Annotated in this window: 22 protein-coding genes and 1 pseudogene; 14 read left to right on the forward strand and 9 right to left on the reverse strand. The window is 65.2% G+C overall.

The genetic code is table 11. The features are described 5' to 3' along the window. Positions 1–62: 62 nt before the first annotated feature. From Atep_RS08865 to Atep_RS08885, 5 genes are read left to right on the forward strand one after another with little or no spacing between them, the layout of a single operon-like run. The gene (locus Atep_RS08865) at positions 63–347 is read left to right on the forward strand and encodes a toxin-antitoxin system TumE family protein (RefSeq protein WP_213378179.1); all 285 of its coding nucleotides are present in this window, start codon (positions 63–65) and stop codon (positions 345–347) included. Continuing rightward, positions 328–705: an HVO_A0114 family putative DNA-binding protein gene (locus Atep_RS08870; protein WP_213378181.1), complete on the forward strand. Its 378-nt coding sequence runs from the start codon at positions 328–330 to the stop codon at positions 703–705. The genes Atep_RS08865 and Atep_RS08870 overlap by 20 nt, the downstream gene beginning before the upstream one ends. Next, positions 706–2355: a site-specific DNA-methyltransferase gene (locus tag Atep_RS08875; RefSeq protein WP_213378183.1), complete on the forward strand. Its 1650-nt coding sequence runs from the start codon at positions 706–708 to the stop codon at positions 2353–2355. After that, the gene (locus Atep_RS08880) at positions 2352–4829 is read left to right on the forward strand and encodes a DEAD/DEAH box helicase (protein ID WP_213378185.1); all 2478 of its coding nucleotides are present in this window, start codon (positions 2352–2354) and stop codon (positions 4827–4829) included. The genes Atep_RS08875 and Atep_RS08880 overlap by 4 nt, the downstream gene beginning before the upstream one ends. Continuing rightward, entirely contained in the window at positions 4822–5979 is a 1158-nt protein-coding gene (locus Atep_RS08885; protein WP_213378193.1) for a class I SAM-dependent methyltransferase, read from the forward strand. The genes Atep_RS08880 and Atep_RS08885 overlap by 8 nt, the downstream gene beginning before the upstream one ends. A gap of 42 nt (positions 5980–6021) precedes the next feature. On the opposite strand, the gene Atep_RS08890 is transcribed toward Atep_RS08885, so the two are convergent. After that, positions 6022–6246, reverse strand: coding sequence for a nucleotide-binding protein (locus tag Atep_RS08890; protein ID WP_236786089.1), 225 nt, complete (start codon positions 6244–6246; stop codon positions 6022–6024). A 129-nt stretch (positions 6247–6375) separates the two neighbouring features. Beyond that, positions 6376–6570, reverse strand: a complete 195-nt coding sequence (locus Atep_RS08895) for a hypothetical protein (RefSeq protein ID WP_213378202.1) — start codon at positions 6568–6570, stop codon at positions 6376–6378. A gap of 153 nt (positions 6571–6723) precedes the next feature. Here Atep_RS08895 and Atep_RS17140 point away from each other — a divergent pair. After that, positions 6724–6936, forward strand: a pseudogene (locus Atep_RS17140) (methyltransferase domain-containing protein); the annotation flags it as partial. Between the two features lie 243 nt (positions 6937–7179). Continuing rightward, a complete protein-coding gene (locus tag Atep_RS16655) occupies positions 7180–7761 on the forward strand; it encodes a Uma2 family endonuclease (RefSeq protein ID WP_236786091.1) in 582 nt (193 codons plus the stop codon). A 15-nt stretch (positions 7762–7776) separates the two neighbouring features. On the opposite strand, the gene moaA is transcribed toward Atep_RS16655, so the two are convergent. From moaA to ubiG, 5 genes are all read right to left on the reverse strand, one after another. Next, positions 7777–8763: a GTP 3',8-cyclase MoaA gene (moaA, locus tag Atep_RS08910; RefSeq protein WP_213378209.1), complete on the reverse strand. Its 987-nt coding sequence runs from the start codon at positions 8761–8763 to the stop codon at positions 7777–7779. Between the two features lie 93 nt (positions 8764–8856). Then, positions 8857–10584 carry a potassium/proton antiporter gene (locus Atep_RS08915; protein WP_213378210.1) on the reverse strand — a complete coding sequence of 576 codons (1728 nt, stop codon included), beginning with the start codon at positions 10582–10584 and terminating at the stop codon, positions 8857–8859. A gap of 136 nt (positions 10585–10720) precedes the next feature. Beyond that, the gene (locus tag Atep_RS08920; RefSeq protein ID WP_213378211.1) at positions 10721–11485 is read right to left on the reverse strand and encodes an SDR family NAD(P)-dependent oxidoreductase; all 765 of its coding nucleotides are present in this window, start codon (positions 11483–11485) and stop codon (positions 10721–10723) included. Between the two features lie 41 nt (positions 11486–11526). Further along, entirely contained in the window at positions 11527–12219 is a 693-nt protein-coding gene (locus Atep_RS08925; protein ID WP_213378212.1) for an HAD family hydrolase, read from the reverse strand. Then, on the reverse strand, positions 12212–12934 hold the full coding sequence (ubiG, locus tag Atep_RS08930) for a bifunctional 2-polyprenyl-6-hydroxyphenol methylase/3-demethylubiquinol 3-O-methyltransferase UbiG (RefSeq protein ID WP_213378213.1): 723 nt from the start codon (positions 12932–12934) through the stop codon (positions 12212–12214). Before ubiG ends, Atep_RS08925 begins: the two co-directional genes overlap by 8 nt. 155 nt (positions 12935–13089) lie before the next feature. Here ubiG and Atep_RS08935 point away from each other — a divergent pair, with 155 nt between their 5' ends. After that, on the forward strand, positions 13090–13509 hold the full coding sequence (locus Atep_RS08935; RefSeq protein WP_213378214.1) for an SCP2 sterol-binding domain-containing protein: 420 nt from the start codon (positions 13090–13092) through the stop codon (positions 13507–13509). 57 nt (positions 13510–13566) lie between these two features. Here Atep_RS08935 and Atep_RS08940 read toward each other — a convergent pair whose 3' ends face one another. Next, positions 13567–14664, reverse strand: a complete 1098-nt coding sequence (locus Atep_RS08940; RefSeq protein WP_213378215.1) for an EAL domain-containing protein — start codon at positions 14662–14664, stop codon at positions 13567–13569. Between the two features lie 259 nt (positions 14665–14923). Here Atep_RS08940 and Atep_RS08945 point away from each other — a divergent pair, with 259 nt between their 5' ends. The 6 genes from Atep_RS08945 to Atep_RS08970 all read left to right on the forward strand — a co-directional run bounded on the left by Atep_RS08945 (position 14924) and on the right by Atep_RS08970 (position 19758). Further along, positions 14924–16198 carry a glutamate-5-semialdehyde dehydrogenase gene (locus Atep_RS08945; protein ID WP_213378216.1) on the forward strand — a complete coding sequence of 425 codons (1275 nt, stop codon included), beginning with the start codon at positions 14924–14926 and terminating at the stop codon, positions 16196–16198. A 158-nt stretch (positions 16199–16356) separates the two neighbouring features. Continuing rightward, on the forward strand, positions 16357–17814 hold the full coding sequence (locus tag Atep_RS08950; RefSeq protein ID WP_213378217.1) for an NAD(P)/FAD-dependent oxidoreductase: 1458 nt from the start codon (positions 16357–16359) through the stop codon (positions 17812–17814). Between the two features lie 104 nt (positions 17815–17918). Then, the gene (locus Atep_RS08955; RefSeq protein ID WP_176975937.1) at positions 17919–18077 is read left to right on the forward strand and encodes a hypothetical protein; all 159 of its coding nucleotides are present in this window, start codon (positions 17919–17921) and stop codon (positions 18075–18077) included. A gap of 73 nt (positions 18078–18150) precedes the next feature. Further along, the gene (gene nadD, locus Atep_RS08960) at positions 18151–18825 is read left to right on the forward strand and encodes a nicotinate-nucleotide adenylyltransferase (protein WP_213378218.1); all 675 of its coding nucleotides are present in this window, start codon (positions 18151–18153) and stop codon (positions 18823–18825) included. A 42-nt stretch (positions 18826–18867) separates the two neighbouring features. Further along, positions 18868–19230 (forward strand): ribosome silencing factor, encoded by a 363-nt coding sequence (rsfS, locus tag Atep_RS08965; RefSeq protein WP_213378219.1) that lies wholly within the window; start codon positions 18868–18870, stop codon positions 19228–19230. A gap of 12 nt (positions 19231–19242) precedes the next feature. Then, positions 19243–19758, forward strand: a complete 516-nt coding sequence (locus tag Atep_RS08970; protein WP_213378220.1) for a dihydrofolate reductase — start codon at positions 19243–19245, stop codon at positions 19756–19758. A gap of 5 nt (positions 19759–19763) precedes the next feature. Here the strand turns inward: Atep_RS08970 and Atep_RS08975 are convergent, their stop codons facing one another. Further along, positions 19764–20600, reverse strand: coding sequence for a symmetrical bis(5'-nucleosyl)-tetraphosphatase (locus Atep_RS08975; RefSeq protein WP_213378221.1), 837 nt, complete (start codon positions 20598–20600; stop codon positions 19764–19766). Positions 20601–20625 lie beyond the last annotated feature (25 nt).

The raw sequence follows: 20625 nt of genomic DNA on the forward strand, positions 1-20625 counted from the left end.
AGGTTGCTCGCCTCCCCGTTTCTTGATTGACAACACGACTGAGCTGTTTCTAAAGTCACAACATGCCAGCCGTTGCCCTTCATGACATCCGCCGCTCCCTGACCGACGACGCTTTCGTTGAATTGAAGGTCTGGGAAGTCCCCGAACCCGTGTGCGGCAGCGACCATCGGTATAAATACCGCCTCGTGCTCGTTGTGAATGGTCGCTGCGTGCTGCGTTATGACAACGAGGCCGGTAAAGGCGATCACAAGCACTTGGGCGTGGACGAACGCGAAATGCCCTATGTGTTCGTCTCTCTGAGTCAGTTGCTGGACGATTTCTTCGCCGATGTCTCTACTCTGCTGTGAGGATCAGACCATGCGCACCCTGATGATCGATGTTTGCGATTTGGAAACGACCAAGGCGCGGATGCTGGCCGCGCTGGAAGGCTCGGAGCCATCGGCGCCTGTCTTGTCATTCCCGTCCGAGGAACAGCTCTTCACAGTGCTGACGGCACGGCGCTGGACGCTGCTGCGAGCCTTGACCGGAGCGGGTCCGGTTGGTGTGCGTGAATTGGCGCGGCGCGTCGGGCGGGATGTCAAGGGTGTGCACACCGATGCTCAGGCGCTCGTCAAGGCCGGCGTGATCGACAAGCTGCCCGACGGTAAGCTCCATTTCCCCTATGACGCCGTGCACCTGGAACTGGAACTCAAGGCCGTTGCGTAAATGCCAACAGATTACGACCACCTCTCACGCGAGGCGCTCATCGAGCTGCTGAAGCGGCGCGACCGCCGGATGCCCTATGGTCTGGTGTGGGAGCGGCGCGAGATCGCGCCCGATACGGCGTTGAACCGCGATTTCGTCGGGTTGGAGCTGGACCCCGAGCTGTCCTGCGGTGCGGCGCCCTGGCGCGATCTCATCATCGAGGGCGACAACTACGACGCGCTGCGCACGCTGGTCAGCACCCATGCCGGACAGGTCAAGCTGATCTACATCGATCCGCCGTACAACACGGGGCGCAAGGATTTCGTCTACAACGACCGCTATTTCGACGCAACCGACCGCTACCGGCACTCGACCTGGCTGGAGTTCCTGTATCGGCGTCTGCGGCTGGCGCGTGATCTGCTGGCCGAGGATGGCGTCATCTTCGTGTCCATCGACGACAACGAGCTGTTCAATCTCGGGCTGTTGATGAACAAGGTGTTCGGCGAGCGCAATTTCATCGCCAACGTCATCTGGCAGAAGGTTTTTTCACCCAAGAACACCGCCGTTCACTTCTCGGACGACCACGAGTATGTGTTGGTCTATGCCGCCAATCGGGACGTCTGGCGGCCCAATCCGCTGCCGCGCTCGACGGCACAGGATCGGGCGTACAAGAACCCCGATGACGATCCGCGCGGCCCCTGGACATCCGGTGACTTGGCGGCGCGGAACTTCTATGGTGAGGGGCGCTACCCTATCGAGTGTCCCTCAGGGCGGATCATTGATGGTCCTCCCGCCGGTTCTTATTGGCGCGTGTCCAAAGCGAAGTTTTTGGAACTAGACGCCGACAAACGTATCTGGTGGGGCAAAAGCGGCAATAACACGCCACGCCTGAAGCGCTTCCTCTCCGAAGTCAAACAAGGCGTGGTCCCGCAAACCCTGTGGACCTACGACGCCGTGGGCCACACCCAGGACGCCAAGAAGCAGCTCAACGAGATCCTGCCCAAGGACCGCAACGAGGATGTCTTCTCGACGCCCAAGCCGCTGCAACTGATGGACCGCATCCTGCGTCTGGCGACCAAGCCCGGCGATCTGGTGGTCGACTTCTTCGCCGGATCGGGCACGCTCGCCCACGCGCTGCTCCAGCTCAACCGCGAAGACGGCGGCGAGCGTCGGTTCATCCTCGTCTCCAACACGGAAACCACCGACGACGAACCCGACAAAAACCTGTGCCGCGATGTCTGCGCCACCCGCGTGCGCCGCGCCATCGAAGGCTACACCTCATCCAAGGGCCAAACAGTCGAAGGACTGGGCGGCGGCTTCGCCTATCTGCGCGCCACACCCATCCCGACCCATCGCCTCGAAGAACGCCTGCACGACAACCAGGTCTGGTCCTATCTCCAGTTGACACATCACCACCCGCTGACCGAACGCGCGCCGCTCGTATCGGTCTCGGTCTGGGATGGACAGACCATCCTCTACCTGCCCACCGTCACCGACCGGATGAAGTCGGCCCTGCGCGAAGCCCTGAATCAGCACCCGCACGCCATCGTCTACACCTGGACCCCGGCGGCGCTGGCCGGTCTGGTCGATGATGACCATCTGCGCACGGTACCGGCCGAACTGACGCGCGGCTTCCGCTTCAGCGCCACAGACGGAGATGACGACGCATGAGCCGCCTCACCCCCTTGTCATTTCAGGAGCGGCACATCGCCGCACTTGTCGCCCGCTTTCAGGCCCAGCGCGACAACTACGCCCGCCTGACCGACCCGCGCGAACTGGCCAAACTGCGCAAGCTTTCCGCCGCCGTCCTGCTCCAGGCCCCGACCGGCACCGGCAAGACCCTGATCGCCACCGAGGTCGCGGCCCGCTTCTCGGAATTGGAGCGCGTGGTCTGGTTCTGGTTTGCGCCCTACGCCACCCTCATCGATCAAGCTACCGCCGGCCTGCGACGTCAGGCACCCCAACTGAAGATCCTCAACATCCGGCACCAGCGCACCCCGGACGAACTGGCGCCGGGCGCGCTGTTCGTCATCACCTGGCAGACGGTCGCGACCAAGACCAAGGAGTCGCGCCTTGCGCGCGTCACCGGCGATGACGGTCTGTCGATCGATGACCTCATCGCCCTGGCCCGCGATCTGGGTCTACGCATCGGCGCGGTGGTGGACGAGGCGCATCACGGCTTCGTCAAGGCCCGCGAAGCCTACCGCTTCTTCACCGAAGTGCTGCAACCCGACTATGCCCTTTTGATGACCGCCACACCCAAAGATAGCGACATCGTCCGTTTTGCCGAGGCGACCGGCTATCAGGTGAGTGACTCAGCCATCACGCGCTACGAAGGCTATCAGGCCGGATTGCTCAAGCTCGGCGTCAAGACCGCGCGCTTCCTGACCCGCAATAACGACGAAGCCGCGCTGGTGGACTTCGAGGAACTGGCCTTGTCCCAATGCGCCGCTATGCACCGTCACCTCCAGGCCGTGCTGGACGAGCAGGGGATCGGACTGACCCCGCTGATGCTGGTGCAGGTGCCCAACGGCGGCGCGGCGCTGCAAAAAGCCCGCGACTACCTGACCGGACCGCTCAAGTTCGCTCAATCCGCCGTCAAGGTCCATGTCGCCGACGAACCGGACCCCAACTTACAGGCGCTGGCGCAAGACCCGAGCGTCGAGGTGCTGGTGTTCAAGATGGCGATCGCGATGGGCTTCGACGCCCCGCGCGCCTTCACCCTGGCCGCACTGCGCGGCACCCGTGACGCGAACTTCGGCATCCAGGTCGTCGGGCGCATCATGCGCGTACATTCGCTGTTGCAGCGCCGGACGGATCTGCCGCCGATTCTGAATCATGGCTATGTGTTCCTGGCCAACAGCGAAGCCCAGGAGGGACTGACGGGCGCGGCGGCGGCCATCAACCGGATTCAGGCCCGCACGGCCGACACCGCGCCGGAAACGGTCGTCACCTACACCCAGGGTTCATCGTTCGTCCAAGTGGTGAAAACCGGACAGACCGCGTCGATCTTTCCGCCCGATCCGACGCCCGATGACGCCGCGACCGGCACCGAATCCAGCACCGCCTCCGACGACTCGCGCCCACCGAATACCGCGCCGCCTGAGCTGCACACGCCGGATTTCTTCCCCGAGCTGACCGAGTTGGCCCGAACCACGCCGACGCCCGATACTCAGCCGGGTCAGACACCACTGGTTCGCGCCTTCGCACTCGATGCTCAGGCGCAGTACGACTACCCGTTGCAGGTCAAGGATCCGCCGCCGCTGATGACGGAGGTCATGCCGCCGCATCCCGATGATTTCGAAGATCAGTTGGTGTCGTTCATCGACTTCTCGCGTGTGCTGGGCGACCGTATGCCTCGTCGTGCCAAGTTGGTCCAGCGCACACTCGACATCTTTGCGGACGCAGAGACCCCGGAGGATGAGGATATCCCGGCTAGTTTGTCGGTGGCGGGAATCGCGCAGCGGGCGCGCCAGATTGCGTTCGAGTATGAGGACGTCGATCGCCGCCAGTTTCTCCAGGCCCTGCGCCGACGGTTCCGTGATGCGTTGGAGGCCGATGGCTTCGAGATGCCTGAATCCGAAGAAGAACTGACTCAGCAGCTCGAACGGGTGCTGGTCCGCAACCCGAACCTGATCCGGCAGGCGCATAAACGCTGTCGCGCCGGCCAGATTCAGCTTCAGCCCGTGACCCTGCCCGCCGTGCAACGTTTCAACGATCCTCCGGAAAAGGCCAAGCGCAACCTGTACGGCCTGTTTCCGCCGGACTTATCGGTTGAAGAAAAGCGCTTCGCCGAGATCCTGGATACGTCTCCCGAGGTCGACTGGTGGCATCGCAACCCGGTGCGCAAACCGGAGTCCGTGGCCCTGTATCAGTGGTCGAGCGGTGTCGGCTTTTTTCCGGATTTCCTGGTCGCCGTGCAGGGGCGGAAGACGGGTGACGGCGTGGCGCTGGTCGAGTTCAAAGGCCCGCATCTCCAGCAATTCGACAAGGAGAAGGCTGGAGCCGTACATCCGCATTATGGTCGGGTGTTCATGGTCGGTGCCGGGGGCGGGGAGAAGAAAGAGCTGCGACTGTTCCGGCTCACGGCGGGCGAGCTGGTGGATGATGGACTGTTCGAGGTGATACGACTGCGTTATGACTGACCACACAACCGACATCGGCGCCGACATCAGCCGCCGGCTCGAAGACCGTATCTGCGCCGAGATCCGGGAGCAGGGCGGCGTGTTCCCCTTCGACCGCTTCATGGAGCTGGCGCTCTATGCGCCCGGACTCGGCTACTACGTCGCCGGAGCGCCCAAGTTCGGGCCGGGCGGCGATTTCGTCACCGCGCCTGAACTCTCGCCGCTGTTCGGGCGCTGTCTGGCGGTCCAGTGTGCCGAGGTGCTGGAACGGCTCGACAGTGGCGAGATCCTGGAGTTCGGCGCCGGAAGCGGTGCGCTGGCCGTGCAGATCCTGCTGGAACTGGAGTCGTTGGAGCGCCTGCCCGAGTGCTATCGGATTCTCGAACCCAGCCCGGATCTCCAGGAGCGCCAGCGCGCCGCCATCGAGACCGCTGTCCCGCATCTGCTCGCCCGCTGCGACTGGCTGACGGCACTGCCCGAGCGTTTCGCCGGGGTCGTGATCGCCAACGAAGTGCTGGACGCCATGCCGGTGCATCGCTTTCGAATCGGCACGGACGGCGAGATCCTGGAGATCGGCGTCACTGCGCCGGATGGTCAATTCGTCGAAGTGACGATCCCGCCCGTTTCAGCGGGATTGGTCGAGGCCGTTTCCGCACTGCACGCGGTAGGTCTAGCCAATGCGCCCGGCTACGAGTCCGAGATCAATCTGCGTCTGGCCCCTTGGCTCTCGGCGCTGTCGCGCGTCATGGAACGCGGTCTGGCCCTCCTGATCGACTACGGCTATCCGCGCGCCGAGTACTATCAGCCGGAGCGTCACATGGGCACGCTGCGCTGTCACCATCGCCATCAGGCCCATTCCGACCCCTATGCACACCTCGGATTGCAGGACATCACCGCCCATGTCGATTTCACTGCGGCGGCTGAAGCGGGCATTGACGCCGGGTTCGAATTGGCCGGTTTCACCACGCAGGCGCATTTTCTGATCGGCTGTGGGATCGACCGGTTGATGCAGACATCAGCGCCGGAGGCCGCTCTCGACCTGGCACTCGGCGCCAAGCAGCTGCTCCTGCCGACGGCCATGGGCGAGCGCTTCAAGGTGCTCGGACTCGCCAAGGGCGTCGATGGACCCTGGAGCGGTTTTGCCATGCGCGACCTGAGCGACCGTTTGTAGAGGGCTCTCTCTCGCCATCAGCGCAGTCGCTGTGCCGCCGTCTCACTCCAGCAGTCGGCCCAATCCCTCCACGTCCACCGGCGGCTCCATCACCCAGGGCACCAGGACGCTACGGCGTCCCGTAACCTCGCTCACGCGACGGATGAACTCAGCCTCGGCCGCGCACCGCTGGGCGAGCACCGGATGACCGCGCCGGGCCAATCCCAGCGCCAGAGCCGCCGCCAGGGTGGTCTTGCCGACACCGCCCTTGCCCATGGTCAGGATCACGCCGTGGCCCTGCGCGGCCGGCCGGCCGCCTCCGGATCGGCCAGACGATGCAAGGCCGCGAGTCCCAGCGTGGCGATCGGCAGCAGGGGGGTGGTGGTCACGGGGAGCTGACTGAGACCAGCCGGCATTTCAGCCAGAACCGCCGCGCCGCGTTGCGCCATCGCCCGAGCCACGGGGGTCGTCCGAGTCTCCGGCATCGAGCACCCCATTGAGCGCCAGATGCAGATTTTGCACGCCCAGCGCCTCCAGCTCGCCACGGGTGCGCTCGGCCTCGCGCAGCGCGGCGGATTCGGGACGCCGGAAGGGATTGGCGTTCGGCCGCATTTCGGTCGCGGTCAGACCGAGCTGTTCCGCCAGTTCGGCGCGCGACAGATAGGCGCCACGGGCGACGATGCGGCCATCGATCAGGGTCAGCGGCAGATAGGTCCATACCGGCCTCCATCGCCTTGATCACCAACGGATTGGCCGTGAACGCCTGTGGATTCTGCTACAGGTTGTGACGGTCGACCCGCACCCCCTGTTCGGCCGGCCACAGCAGATCGGTCTGACACTCTCACACGCCTGAGCTTCACCGATGACGGCCTCGCGGCCATCCTTTCGTTCGATGTCCCGGAGCATGTCCCCGACTATCCGGCGGCCGCGCACGAGTGTCTGCGCTGTCTGAAACCCGGAGGCGTCTTCGTCTTCAGCGTGCCCTTCATCGTCGAGGCCCAAGAGACGCTCGTGCGCGCCCGGCTTGGATCGGACGGACGGATCGAACATCTCCATCCACCCGAACAGTCGCGCAGGCGTAGTCGGCATTGTCCGAGAAGTGTGTGGGAAAGCGGCCGGATCCCGGCACAGGTCGAACATGACCCAATCTGTCAGGCCGCCGACGGGACGTCTATAATTCGGCCCAGCCACATCCGGTACAACGATCCACAGGAGGCCATGATGTCAGCCGAACCTCAACCGCACCTCTCCTTCGACGACTGGCTCGCCATCGAGCGAACCTCCACCGATCGGCGCTGCGAATACGTGGCCGGTGAGGTCTTTACAATGGCCGGCGGCAGCGAGGAGCACAATCTCATCGTCGCCAATGTGGTCCGTGAGCTCGGAAACCAGCTCAAGGGCCGACCCTGCCGCGTGTACCCAAGCGACATGAAGGTCCATATCGCCACCGCCGATGTGGGGGCCTATCCCGATGTGATGGTGATCTGCGGCGAGCGCGAGTTCCACGACGGGCGGCGCGACGTCGTCACCAACCCGACGCTGATCGTCGAGGTACTCTCGGACTCCACCGAAGCCTATGATCGCGGCGACAAGTTCCGCTACTACCGCAGCCTTCCAAGCCTGCAAGCCTATCTGCTGCTGTCGCAGGACCGGATACAGGCCGAGCTGTTCCTCCGCCGGCCGGACGGAACCTGGAGCCTGAGCACCTATCAGGAGTCCTCGGAGTCCATCCCGCTATCTGTGATCGAGGCCGAGCTGTCGCTGGCCGAGGTCTACGACAAGGTGGAAGGGATCGCCGGTTAGAGTTCGGGGCGGATCTCAGCCGCCGGTCATCGACATGAAGCGCACCACCTGTCCGGGGCGCTCGTTGAACGCATGGCGCTCGGGTTTCAGGGCGATCGCCTGTTGCAGGTACGCCTGGAGTTCCACGGCACTGATCCCGGCGCGCAGCAGATCGCGCAGCGGATAGCTGTGATCCTGACCCAGACACAGATACAGCGTCCCCTCGACGGTGAGGCGCACCCGGTTGCAGGTTGCGCAGAAGTGTTGCGACAGCGGCGTGATGAAGCCGAGCCGGGTCTCGGCGCCGGCGACCCGATAGTAACGGGCCGGACCGCCGCCGGGCAGAATGTCCGGGATCAGCTCGAACCGCTGCTCCAGACGCTGCTTGATCGGTTCCAGGTCGCCGAAGGCGCTCGTCGCGGCCTGTCCGGTCGCCCCCATCGGCATGGTCTCGATCAGACGCAGGGTGAAACCATGCGCGGCGCAGTAGTCGAGGATGTCCTCGATCTCGGCATCGTTGACGCCGCGCATCACCACCGTATTGACGCGGATCGGGTCCATGCCGGCCTCCCGCGCCGCCGCGATGCCGCGCAGCACCCGCGTCAGATCGCCGCCTGTGATCTGGTGGAAGACCTCGGGATCCAGGCTGTCGAGACTGACGTTGAGCCGCCGCACACCGGCACGCGCCAGCGGCCCGGCGAGCGACTCCAGTTGTGTCGCATTGCTCGACAGCGAGAAGTCGTCGAGACCGGGCAGGGCCGACAGACGTTCGGCCAGCTCGGTCAGACCACGACGCATCAGCGGCTCGCCCCCGGTCAGACGCACCCGCCGCACCCCCAGCATCGTGAAAGCCGCGACTACGCGCTCGATCTCCTCGAAGCTCAACCAGTGCGCCGGCTCCTCGAACCCCCTGAAGCCCTTGGGCAGACAATAGCCGCAGCGCAGATCGCAGCGATCCGTGACCGAGAGCCGCAGATAATCGATGCTCCGACCAAAGGGATCGGTCAGTGAGGCATGGCTCATGTTCGGTGTCCTCGTTGTGTTATTGAACCGCCATGGTGGTGTGCACCCAGTGCGTCCGCCGTGAAATTTGCCATCGAGCGCCATCGACTGGCATCAGTCGGCCCGCGGCAGCTTGAGTCCGACCTGGATGACGCGGTCCGCGTCGACGGCGCGCACCACCAGTTCTACGGTGCCGAGCTGGAGTCGGTCGCCGACCACCGGATGCGCATTGAGTTCGCGCCGGATCAGTTCATCGAGCGTGCGCTGTCCATCCTCACTCGGAACCTTCAGACCATAGAAGGCGCAGAGATCGGCCAGCCGGGCTGTACCGGCGAGCACGAATTCGCCGAAGAAGGCACGCTCCGACAGACGTTCGGTCTCGGGTGCGGCGACGAAGAGCCGGTCCAGCTCGGCCAGATCGCCCGGATCGGCCAGCAGATAGACATGATCGCCCGCACGCACCGTCACCGGGCCACACTGATCGAGCAGCCGCCCATCACGCAGCACGGCGACCAGGCGCGAGCCGGACGGCAGGCGTGCCTGGGCCGCCGAGGCTTCGGCGACGATCGGGGCGTTCTCCGCCAGCCGGTAGCCGACGAACTCCAGTTCCTGTTGACCGGGGATGTCGAGCTCGACCCGCTGCACCCGATGGGTGCTCGGCGGAACCTCCAGACCCAGCCGGCGCGCCAGCCCGATGACCGTCCAGCCCTGGATCAGCAGCGAGACCAGGACCACGAAGAAGACGATGTTGAAGATCACCGGGGCCAGGGTCAGTCCGGCCAGCAGTGGGAACAGCGCCAGGATGATGGGCACGGCCCCGCGTAGCCCGACCCAGCCGATGAAGACCTGTTCGCGCCAGGGAAAGCGAAAAGGCAGCAGACACAGCCAGACGGCCAGCGGACGCGCGACCAGGATCAGCACCAGGGCGAACAGTAGCGCCTCGGGCGCGACCGACAGCAGGTCCGAGGGCGTGACCAGCAGCCCCAGCATCAGGAACATGCCGATCTGGGCCAGCCGCGCCAGACCGTCGTGGAAACGCTTGATCTCCAGACGCGCTTCGAGCGGGCGGTTGCCGATCACGATGCCGGCCAGATAGATGGCCAGAAAGCCACTGCCGTCCAGCGTGGCCGTGACGCCGAACAGACAGAGTCCGCCGGCCATGATCGCCAGTGGATAGAGTCCGGCCGACATCTTCAGTCGATTGACGAGCCGGACCAGGACGAATCCGCCCGCCAGTCCGAACAGGGCGCCGAGTCCCATCTGACGCACGAACTCGGTCAGGAGCACCAGTCCGGGGTTGCCCTGATCGCTCAGCAACAACTCGATCAGGGCGATGGTCAGGAAGATCGCCATGGGGTCGTTGCTGCCCGACTCGATCTCCAGGGTCGCGCCGACGCGCTGTTTGAGTTCGATCCCGTTGGAGCGCAACAGCGAGAACACCGCCGCTGCGTCGGTGGAGCCGACGATGGCACCGAGCAACAACCCTTCCAGCCAGCCGAACTCCAGCCACCAGACCGCGAACAGTCCTGTGATCGCGGTGGTGATGAGCACGCCCAGGGTCGCCAGTCCGAGCGCCGGAAGCAGACCGACGCGAAAGTCCTTGTAGCAGGTGGCCAGACCGCCGTCGAACAGGATGACGGCCAGCGCCAGGTTGCCGAGCAGGTGTGCGAGCTGCACGTCATGGAAGGAGATGCCGCCCGGACCGTCCTCGCCGAACAGCATCCCCATCACCAGGAACACCAGCAACAGCGGCGCACCGACGCGCGCCGTCACCACGCTCGCCAGCACGCTGACGAAGACGACGGCCGAGCCGAGCAGGATGATGTGGTTGGTCAGTTCCATGGGGGCGATGTGTCGAGCGGTCTGTATCGGAGAAACCAGCGCCAAGGGGCGGCGGCGTCTCGGATGTCCTATCGGTCAAGGGCGTGCGCGGGCGGGCGACCGGCACGTTCGGGGTCGTTGGTGACGGTGAAAAACGTCAGCAGGCGCGGCCGTTCTCGACCCGCAGCGCGCGTCCGGTCAGCCCGCGTCCCTCGGGGCCGAGCAACTGCACATAGGCGCCGGCCACGGTCGCCGGGTCCGGATGGCCGTTGGGATCTTCGCCCGGATAGAGACTGGCGCGCATCGCCGTGCGCAGGATACCGGGATCGAGACTGTTGACGCGGATGTGGCCGGACTCGCGTGTCTCCTCGGCCAGCACCTGCATCAGACCCTCGATGCCGAACTTGGCGGCGGCATAGGCGCCCCAGTAGGCCAACCCCTGACGCCCAACGCGGTCGGCCGTGAAGACGATCGCGGCGTCCTCGGCCAGACGCAGCAGCGGCAGACAGGCCTGGGTGAGCATGAAGGGCGCGTTGAGGTTGACCCGGATCACCCGCTCCCATTCGGAGGCGTCATAGTCGTCGATCCGGCTCAGGAAGGGCGCAGACGCCGCGCAATGGACCAGACCCTCGAGTCGCCCGAAGGTGTCGCCGATGACGTCGGCGGCGGCGATGAAGTCGCGCTCGGTCGCCGTCTCCAGGTTCAGCGGCAGGATGGCCGGCTCGGGATGCCCGGCGTCGAGGATCCGGTCGTAGACCGGCTCCAGATCGGCCTGATCGAAGGAGGACAGGATGACGGTCGCGCCCTCGGCGGCACAGGCCAGGGCCACGGCGCGGCCCAGTCCCTCCAGGGCGCCTGTGACGAGGATGACGCGGTCCTGGAGTCGGCCGCCGTTGGAATTCGAGGATGGATCTGTGGACATGCTTGATTTCAGTGTTCGGTCGTCGGTTGGGTGATCAGTGGTCAATCGTTGCGATCGGCTTCGTAGGCGAGCCAGTCGAGCAGTTGCAGCGGATGCTCGATCATCCCGTGCGCGCCCCAGGCGTGGGGATCGTCGTCCGGTCCCAGATAGCCGAAGAGCGCGGCCAGTGTGCCCATGCCGGCGGCCAGTCCGGCCTGGATGTCGCGCTCGGCGTCGCCGACGTACCAGCCGCGTTCGGGCGCGACGCCCAGCAGATCGCAGGCATAGAGCAGCGGATCCGGATGCGGCTTGGGACGCGGCGTGGTGTCGCCGCAGACCAGACAGGCGACGCGCTCCAGAAAGCCGAGCCGCTCCAGCAGGGGTTCGGCGAGCGCCGTCGACTTGTTGGTGACGATCCCCCAGGGCAGACCGCGCGCCTCCAGCGCGTCGACCAGCTCGACCATGCCCGGAAAGGGCGCGGTCCGGTCGACCAGGGCGCTCTCGTAGATACGCAGATATTCGCGGCGCAACGGCTCGTAGTCCGGATCCTCGGGCGTGAGTCCGAAGCCGACCTTAAGAATTCCCGGTGCGCCGTGCGAGGCATAGGGCCGCACCCGCGCGAAGGGCAGGGGAGAGCGCCCGTGACGACGCATGAGCCTGTCGAGCGCGGCGGCCATGTCGGGCGCGGTATCGGCGAAGGTGCCGTCGAGATCGAAGAGCACGAGACCATCGCGCGGCGGACGCGGATCAGCCATGGGTGTCGCGCACACAGGTCACGAGATAGTTCACGTCCAGATCGTGCGGATCGAGTCGGTAGACCCGGGTGAGCGGGTTGTAGACCATGCCCGTCATATCGGTGGTACGCAGCGCGGTCGGACGGATCCAGGCATCCAGCTCGGATGGGCGGATGAAGCGCGAGTAATCATGGGTGCCGCGCGGCAGCATGCGCATGATGTACTCGGCGCCGACAACGGCGAGCAGATAGGCCTTGGGATTGCGGTTGAGCGTGGAGAAGAACACCCGGCCGCCCGGACGCACCAGCCGCGCGCAGGCATCGACCACAGAGGCCGGGTTGGGCACGTGTTCGAGCATCTCCATGCAGGTGACGACATCGAAGGCGCCCGGCTGCTCCAGGGCCAGGGTCTCGACCGGCACGCGCCTGTATTCGACATCCACGCCGCTCTCGAGCGTATGGAGTTCGGCCACGCGCAGCGGCATGTCGCCCATGTCGATGCCCATGACCTGGGCGCCGCGCAGCGCCATGCCCTCGGAGAGGATACCGCCGCCGCAGCCGACGTCGAGCACGCGCTTGCCGGCCAGCCCGCCGGCGCCGCGCTCGACATAGTCCAGACGCAGGGGGTTGATGTCGTGGAGCGTCTTGAACTCGCTGTGCGGATCCCACCAGCGCGAGGCCAGGGCCTCGAACTTGCTGATCTCGGCGTGATCGACGTTGTGATGCTGTTCGGTCATGGTGTCTCAGGGGTCCGGTACTGTCCAAAGATGGCGACATTCTAAACCGCTTGGCCGGTATTCTTGATGGCGATCCTGTTAGAATCCTCGCTTGCGCAGGTCTGGACCTGCGTCGACGAAGAACCCAAGCCGCTCACACTGGAGGATCGATACAGATGTCCGCACTCTTTTCCGCCGACTGGATGAATCAGCTCAAGGACGCCTGGAACAACGAGCCGGAGGTCCGCGACAAGCTCGCCGAGATCGACTTCAACTCGGTCATCACCTGCGGGTTCAAGGACGAGGAGAACCCGCGCGGTGTGTTCGTGGTCGAGAAGGGCGTCTGCGTGCGCGCAGGCGAATGGTCCGAGAACGATCCGGCCCCGAACTGGGACATGCGCGCCGACCTCAAGGACTGGCTCAAGTGGGTCGAGAACGGTATCGGCATGACAGGCATGGGCGCGGCCTTCATGACCGGCAAGCTGAAGTTCAAGGTGGGTGACTACAAGGCCATCATCAAGGATCCGCGTATGGCCGGCCCCTTCGTCAAGAGCTTCGGTCTGATGCAGCAGCTCGACACCGACGAGATCAAGTGATCGAGCCGTTTCGCTCCGATCCGCTCTTGGAGCCCGCCGCCCGGCGGGCTCTTGCGTTCAGGTCTTGATCGCGAGCGTGTCGTTGGGCTTGCCGAACAGATAGCCCTGATAGAGATCGACCCCGATCGCGCGCAAGACCTCGGCCTCGGCGGCGGTCTCGACCCCCTCGGCCAGCGAGGCGATGCCCATGTCGTGCAGTAGCCCCTGGAACAGCCCGAGCATGCGCCGCTTGGCCTCCGGGGCGGTGTCGATGTCGCGTACCAGTGCCATGTCGAACTTCACATAGTCGGGCGGCACCTCGATCAGCTCGATCAGGCGCGCCTGACCGGCCCCGAAGTCGTCATAGGCCAGACCGATGTCCAGCGCCTTGAGGTGATCGCGGATGCGGCGGATCAGCGGGCCATCGGTGACGGCGCCTTCGTGAATCTCCAGCACCAGCCGCACGTCCGGACAGTTCGTGCGCATCTCGGTCATGCGCGCGAGCAACTGATCGGGCTGTTCGGTCTCGCGCGGATGGATGTTGAAGAAATAGCACCCCTGCGGATCCAGACGCGTAGCGTGCTCCACGGCGCGTCGGCGCAGCAGATCGCTGAAGGGCACCTCCAGGTCCAGGCTCTCGGCGATCTGGAACAGGGGGTAGGGCGCGACCGGCAGTCCGGGAAAGTCGCCGCGTCCGAGCAATTCATAGGCGAAGACCTGACCCTGGGCGTCGACGATCGGCTGAAAGGCCGTGCCGACCGTGCCCGTGAGCAGCATCTGCTGGAACTCGCGTGCCCCCTGGGGCAGTTTCTCGGGCAGGGTGCCGATGCCGACCTGGGTCTGATCGAGGTTGGTCTCGGGCTGGAGGTCGAGCGCGATCAGACGAAACTCCTGATCGGCGAAGTGGATGATGTCGCCGTCACGCACCCGCCGCTCGCCCTCGATCCGCCGGCGATTGACATAGGTGCCGTTGGTCGAAGCCAGATCGCGCAGGATCAGCCCCTCATCACCCCCTTCATCGAACTCGGCGTGATTGCGCGAGACGCCCGAGGTGTCCAGTCTGAGCGGCAGGCCCTCCTGACGGCCGGCCCTGAACGGGAATTCGCTCAGCCGGACACGGCGCATGTGTTTGGAGTCACCGAGATAACCTTCGAGAAACCAGGCTTTGGCGGTCACGTGCACCTCCAGTGCCGAACAGTGGTTGGTAGAAGTCGAATATGCACCGCGAGGGCGAAAAATCCAATGCGGCGCGGATGAACGGCATCCTGCTCCTGCCGCGCGATGGAACCATCATGGCGACCGGGCGGGGATCTCACATACAGGCATTGGGATTCTGCGCTCCGTGCTTCTGTGTCGCGTGCGCGCGAATCGTGGCATTATGCTCGCCGAATTCATCCCAGGGCATCAATGCGCAACCAAAGACGGGTTCAGATCCATGACCGATCCGGAGATTCAGGACATCCAGACTTACATGACCGACCTCGGCGGGCGGGCGCGTGCGGCCTCGCGCCGGCTGGCACGCGCGAGTACGGCGGCCAAGAATGCCGCGCTACTGGCGATCGCCGAGCGGCTCGACGCCGAGCGTGCGGCCATCGCCGCGGCCAACCGGCACGATCTGGAGGCCGGTGCGGCCAAGGGGCTGGACGCGGCCCTGCTCGACCGGTTGGAACTGACGCCAGGGCGCATCGACGCCATGATCGAGGGTGTGCGTCAGGTCGCGGCCCTGCCCGATCCGGTCGGAGCCATCACGGATCTCGACTATCGTCCGAGCGGCATTCAGGTCGGGCGGATGCGTGTGCCGCTCGGCGTGGTCGGCATCATCTACGAATCGCGACCCAATGTCACCGCCGACGCCGCCGCGCTCTGCCTCAAGTCGGGCAATGCCACGGTGCTGCGCGGCGGTTCGGAGGCCTTTGCGTCCAATCAAGCGATCGCGCGCTGCATCCAGGCGGGGCTGGCGAGCGCCGGGCTGCCCGAGGACGGCGTCCAGGTCGTGGCCACGACCGACCGTGCCGCCGTGGGCGCCATGATCACCATGCCCGAGTCGATCGATGTCATCATCCCGCGCGGCGGCAAGGGGCTGATCGAGCGCATCAGTCGCGAGGCGCGGGTGCCGGTCATCAAGCATCTCGACGGCATCTGTCACGTCTACATCGACGAACACGCCGATCTCGACAAGGCGTTCGCCATCGCAATGAACGCCAAGACCCAGCGTTACGGCACCTGCAATACGATGGAGACGCTGCTGGTCGACGCGCCCGTGGCGGCGGCCATCCTGCCCCGGCTCGGCGCGGCCTATCGCGAGAAGGGCGTGGAGCTGCGCGGCTGTCCGCAGACCCGTGAACTCATCGCCGACGCCATCCCGGCGACCGATGAAGATTGGGACACCGAGTATCTGGCGCCCATCCTGTCGATCCGCGTGGTCGAGGGGCTGGACGCGGCCATGGACCACATCGCCCGTCACGGCTCGGCCCACACGGACGCCATCGTCACCGAGGACTATTCGCGCGCGCGCCGTTTTCTGCGCGAGGTCGATTCGAGTTCGGTCATGGTCAACGCCTCGACGCGCTTCGCCGACGGCTTCGAATATGGTCTGGGCGCCGAGATCGGCATCAGTACCGACAAGTTCCACGCCCGCGGCCCGGTCGGGTTGGAAGGACTGACCTCGGTGAAGTTCGTGGTGCTGGGTGACGGCGAGGTGCGCGGCTGAGCCGTTTCGAGGGGCTCGACAAGGCCCGATCGGGCGGTTAAGAATGCGACTTCAAGCGACGCTCGCGACCGCCGACCGGGAACTCGATCCGGTCGAGCACGCTCGAACGCCGGTCAGTGGCCCGAACCGACAATAACAGCCTTAGGAGGAACCCTGTCATGGCACGTATCCTGATACTCGGAGCCGGCATCTCCGGCCATACGACCGCCCGCTATCTGGGCAAGTGGGTGGGCAAACAGCACCAGATCACCGTGGTCTCGCCCAATGCCAAGTGGAACTGGATTCCATCCAACATCTGGGTCGGCGTGGGTGAAATGACCGAGCGCCAGGTCACCTTCGAGCTGGCGCCCGTCTATAAGAAGATCAACGTCGGCTTCCGGCAGGCACGCGCCGTCTCGCTCCACCCCGAGGGCGGCAGCGGGCACGAAAGTCCCTTCGTCACCATCGAATACACGGACCCGGCCCGAGCCGGTCAGAGCGACGAGATCGAATACGACTATCTGGTCAATGCCACCGGTCCCAAGCTCAACTTCGATGCCACCCCAGGCTTGGGGCCGGAGAAGGGCTACACCATGTCGGTCTGCACCCCATCCCATGCGCTGGAGGCCAATGCCCAGCTCCAGAAGTGTGTGCAGGAGATGAAGGCCGGCGCGCGCAAGACCTTCGTCATCGGCACCGGGCATGGCATGTGCACCTGTCAGGGCGCGGCCTTCGAGTACATCTACAACGTCGATCACGTCCTGCGCAAGGCCGGTGTGCGCAAGCAGGCGCGCGTGGTCTGGATCAGCAACGAGTACGAGCTGGGCGACTTCGGCATGGGCGGCGTGCACATCACCCGTGGCGGCTATGTCACCAACGGCAAGATCTTCGCCGAGTCGCTGATGGTCGAACGCGGCATGGAGTGGATCACGCGCGCGGCCGTCACCAAGGTCGAGCCGGGCAAGATCCATTACGAGCAGCTCGACGGCAGTCAGCACGAGCTGGAGTTCGATTTCTCCATGCTCATCCCGCCGTTCTCGGGCGTGGGGCTGAAAGCCTATGACAAGTCCGGCGACGACATCACCGATCAGCTCTTCGCGCCCAACGGCTTCATGAAGGTCGACGCCGACTACACTCCCAAGCCGTTCGAGGAGTGGAGCAAGGCCGACTGGCCGAAGACCTATCAGACGCCGAAATACCCGAACGTCTTCGCCATCGGCATCGCCTTCGCCCCGCCGCATCCGATCAGCAAGGTGATGAAGAGTCCGAGCGGTCTGCAGATCAGCCCGACGCCGCCGCGCACCGGTATGCCCTCGGCGACCATCGGCAAGGCGGTGGCCGAGAACATCCGCGACCTGCTCAATGGCGCGACCACGCTGTCGCACACCGCTTCGATGGGCGAAATGGGGGCTGCCTGCGTGGCCTCGACCGGCATGGACATCTTCAAGGGTACGGCGGCGACCATGACCGTGTTCCCCGTGGTGCCGGATTACGAGACCTATCCGCAGTACGGACGCGACATGGATCTGACCTTCGGCGAGATCGGTCTGGCCGGACACTGGATGAAGTACATCCTGCATCATGTCTTCATCTATCAGGCCAAGCTGCGTCCGGGCTGGTCGGTGCTGCCCGACTGAGGGTGCCCCCCTCTCCCCAACCCCTCTCCCGCAAGGGGAGAGGGGCTAAAGCGGATCAGTATTCATCGAACGGTTACGACCTGTCCGAACAGGAGAACGACAAGATGCCCGCCAAGAACAAAGAACCCTATCAGCAAGCCTATTATCCGCCGGTCCCGACCGGTTTCACGCGCTATATGCGCCAGTCCATTCCATGGCAGTTCATTCGTTTCTGGATCATCAACTTCAAGATCTTCAAGCTGCTGATGAAGTCGCACAACTGATGGCGGATCGACGGGGCGCCGGGCGCCCCGGTTCGACCCGGGTGTCGGCGCGATCGGCGATCCGGGTGCGTGCATGATCGGTCTGCTCGGCGGCACCTTCGACCCCATCCATTTCGGTCATCTGCGCGCGGCCCTGGACTGTCTCCAGGGACTCGCGCTCGATCAGGTTCGCTTCATCCCGCTCCGGATCGCCGTCCATCGGCCGCAGCCGCTGGCGAGTACCGAACAGCGGCTGGCGATGCTGGAGGCCGCGCTCGCCGCCGCGCCGGGCTTCGTGCTCGATCGACGCGAGCTGCATCGCGACGGTCCTTCCTATACACTGCACAGCCTGCGCTCGCTCCGTGACGAGTTCGGTCCCGACCGTCCGCTCTGTCTGCTGATCGGCGCCGATGCCTATGCCGGGTTCCTCGACTGGCATCGTCCGCTGGAGATCCTGGAACTGGCGCATCTGGTGGTCATGCGCCGGCCCGGACATGATCCGGTCGCCAGTCCCGCCCTGCGCCGGCTCTATCTGGAACGGGTCTGCGAGGAACCGCTTTGTCTGGCGGCCCGAGCGGGCGGGCGCATCCTGTTCCAGACCCTGACCCAGCTCGACATCTCATCGACACGCATCCGCGAACTCATCGCCCAGGGACGCAGTCCGCGCTATCTGCTTCCCGACGCCGTGCTCGACTACATCGAGCGCGAACGGCTCTATGCGTCGACCGATCCGGCGCGCCCGTCCCAACCGCCTCGTCCGAATCTCTAGGCCGTCGCCAAGACACCCCGTTTCCCGAATACAGAGGATTCCATGCAGCTCGATCAACTCAAACAACTGGTTCTCGACACACTCGACGATATGAAGGCCCGCGACATCCAGGTGCTGGACGTGCGCGGCAAGACCGCCGTGACCGATTTCATGATCATCGCCTCCGGCACCTCGGACCGCCATGTCAAGGCCATCGCCGAGACTGTGGCCTTTCGCGCCAAGGACGCCGGTGAGACCCCGCTCGGCACCGAGGGGCTGGCCGAGGGCGAATGGGCGCTGGTCGATCTCAATGGGGTCGTGGTTCATGTCATGCTCCCGAAGGTGCGCGAATTCTACAACCTCGAACGGCTGTGGTCGGCGCCCGCACCTGTGGCCGCGCCGCGTCCGGCCGCCGTTTCGGCTTGAGGGCCGTGCTCCATGCCGTCTGATTCCGCATCGCCGCGCCGACGCCCGATCATCGCGCTGGTGGCGGCCATGGACGAGGCACGCACGATCGGACGCGACAACACGCTGCCCTGGCACCTGCCGGCGGATCTGGCGCACTTCAAGGCGCTGACGCTCGACAAGCCCATCCTCATGGGACGCAAGACCCGGGAGTCGCTGCCGGGCCTGTTGCCGCGCCGTCGGCATCTGGTCGTCTCGCGTGATCCCGGCTATCGCGCCGATGGCTGTGAGGTCTTCGGTTCGCTGGAGGCCGCGATCGGCGCCGTCGACGAACCCGAGCTGATGATCGTCGGCGGGGCCTCGATCTATGCGCAGGCGCTCCCCCTGGCCGACCGACTCCATTTGACGATCGTGCGGACGCAGGTCACGGGTGATGCCTGGTTTCCGAGCTGGAATCCGGCCGAGTGGCATGAGATCACGCGCGTCGAGCGTCCGGCCGACGAACGCAACGCCTTCGCCATGACCTTCGTGGATCTGATGCGCGGCTGAGTCGCTCAGTCTCGCCCAGGTTGCAGATAGCCCGCGCACCGGATCTGGATCGGCTCCAGCGGTTCACAGTCGAGCCGTAGCGCCGTGAGCGCGCCGCCCCAGAGACAACCGCTATCGATCGCCCAGACGTTCTCGCCGCTCCAGTAACCGAGTGCCGACCAGTGGCCGAAGATGATGCGGTCGGCGCGCGTGCGCCGGCCCGGAACCTGGAACCAGGGCAACAGCCCCGGCGACTGACTGCCGATCTCACCCTTCTCCTTGAGCGCCAGGGTGCCGTCGGGCGTGCAGAAGCGCAGCCGGGTCAGGACATTGGTGATGAAGCGTAGCCGCTCGAGGCCCCTGAGATCGGACGACCAGCGTGCCGGTTCGTCGCCGTACATGGCGTGCATGAACTCGGGGTGGTCGTCGGAGCGCAGCACGGTCTCCAGCTCGCGCGCGCAGGCCAGCGCCTCGGCCAGATCCCACTGCGGCGGCAGTCCGGCATGGACGAGCGTCAGGCCCAGATCCGGGTCGTGATGCAGCATGGGACGGCGGCGCAGCCAGTCGAGCAGCTCGTCGCGATCCGGCGCATGCAGGATGGCGCCCAGGGTGCTCTTCTTCGAGTGCTTGGCATTACCGGCGGCCACGGCCAACAGATGCAGATCATGGTTGCCCAGCACCACGATGGCCGAGTCGCCGAGCGCGTGCACCCGGCGCAGCACGGCCAGCGACTCGGGGCCGCGGTTGACCAGGTCGCCGGCGAACCAGAGCCGGTCGACGGACGGATCGAATGAGAGACGATCGAGCAGGCGCTCGAGTTCGGCGTGGCACCCCTGGAGGTCGCCGATCGCGTAGACAGGCATCCGGGTCGACTCCTTGAACCGCCGG

It is taken from the genome of Allochromatium tepidum (assembly GCF_018409545.1).
GTDB lineage: Bacteria > Pseudomonadota > Gammaproteobacteria > Chromatiales > Chromatiaceae > Thermochromatium > Thermochromatium tepidum_A.

What these genes read in the sequence shown, in the direction of transcription:
- Atep_RS08865 (WP_213378179.1), top strand. Translation starts at nt 63, where the DNA reads ATGCCAGCCGTTGCCCTTCATGACATCCGCCGCTCCCTGACCGACGAC.
- Atep_RS08870 (WP_213378181.1), top strand. Translation starts at nt 328, where the DNA reads ATGTCTCTACTCTGCTGTGAGGATCAGACCATGCGCACCCTGATGATC.
- Atep_RS08875 (WP_213378183.1), top strand. Translation starts at nt 706, where the DNA reads ATGCCAACAGATTACGACCACCTCTCACGCGAGGCGCTCATCGAGCTG.
- Atep_RS08880 (WP_213378185.1), top strand. Translation starts at nt 2,352, where the DNA reads ATGAGCCGCCTCACCCCCTTGTCATTTCAGGAGCGGCACATCGCCGCA.
- Atep_RS08885 (WP_213378193.1), top strand. Translation starts at nt 4,822, where the DNA reads ATGACTGACCACACAACCGACATCGGCGCCGACATCAGCCGCCGGCTC.
- Atep_RS08895 (WP_213378202.1), bottom strand. Translation starts at nt 6,570, where the DNA reads ATGCGGCCGAACGCCAATCCCTTCCGGCGTCCCGAATCCGCCGCGCTG.
- Atep_RS16655 (WP_236786091.1), top strand. Translation starts at nt 7,180, where the DNA reads ATGTCAGCCGAACCTCAACCGCACCTCTCCTTCGACGACTGGCTCGCC.
- moaA (WP_213378209.1), bottom strand. Translation starts at nt 8,763, where the DNA reads ATGAGCCATGCCTCACTGACCGATCCCTTTGGTCGGAGCATCGATTAT.
- Atep_RS08915 (WP_213378210.1), bottom strand. Translation starts at nt 10,584, where the DNA reads ATGGAACTGACCAACCACATCATCCTGCTCGGCTCGGCCGTCGTCTTC.
- Atep_RS08920 (WP_213378211.1), bottom strand. Translation starts at nt 11,485, where the DNA reads ATGTCCACAGATCCATCCTCGAATTCCAACGGCGGCCGACTCCAGGAC.
- Atep_RS08925 (WP_213378212.1), bottom strand. Translation starts at nt 12,219, where the DNA reads ATGGCTGATCCGCGTCCGCCGCGCGATGGTCTCGTGCTCTTCGATCTC.
- ubiG (WP_213378213.1), bottom strand. Translation starts at nt 12,934, where the DNA reads ATGACCGAACAGCATCACAACGTCGATCACGCCGAGATCAGCAAGTTC.
- Atep_RS08935 (WP_213378214.1), top strand. Translation starts at nt 13,090, where the DNA reads ATGTCCGCACTCTTTTCCGCCGACTGGATGAATCAGCTCAAGGACGCC.
- Atep_RS08945 (WP_213378216.1), top strand. Translation starts at nt 14,924, where the DNA reads ATGACCGATCCGGAGATTCAGGACATCCAGACTTACATGACCGACCTC.
- Atep_RS08950 (WP_213378217.1), top strand. Translation starts at nt 16,357, where the DNA reads ATGGCACGTATCCTGATACTCGGAGCCGGCATCTCCGGCCATACGACC.
- Atep_RS08955 (WP_176975937.1), top strand. Translation starts at nt 17,919, where the DNA reads ATGCCCGCCAAGAACAAAGAACCCTATCAGCAAGCCTATTATCCGCCG.
- nadD (WP_213378218.1), top strand. Translation starts at nt 18,151, where the DNA reads ATGATCGGTCTGCTCGGCGGCACCTTCGACCCCATCCATTTCGGTCAT.
- rsfS (WP_213378219.1), top strand. Translation starts at nt 18,868, where the DNA reads ATGCAGCTCGATCAACTCAAACAACTGGTTCTCGACACACTCGACGAT.
- Atep_RS08970 (WP_213378220.1), top strand. Translation starts at nt 19,243, where the DNA reads ATGCCGTCTGATTCCGCATCGCCGCGCCGACGCCCGATCATCGCGCTG.
- Atep_RS08975 (WP_213378221.1), bottom strand. Translation starts at nt 20,600, where the DNA reads ATGCCTGTCTACGCGATCGGCGACCTCCAGGGGTGCCACGCCGAACTC.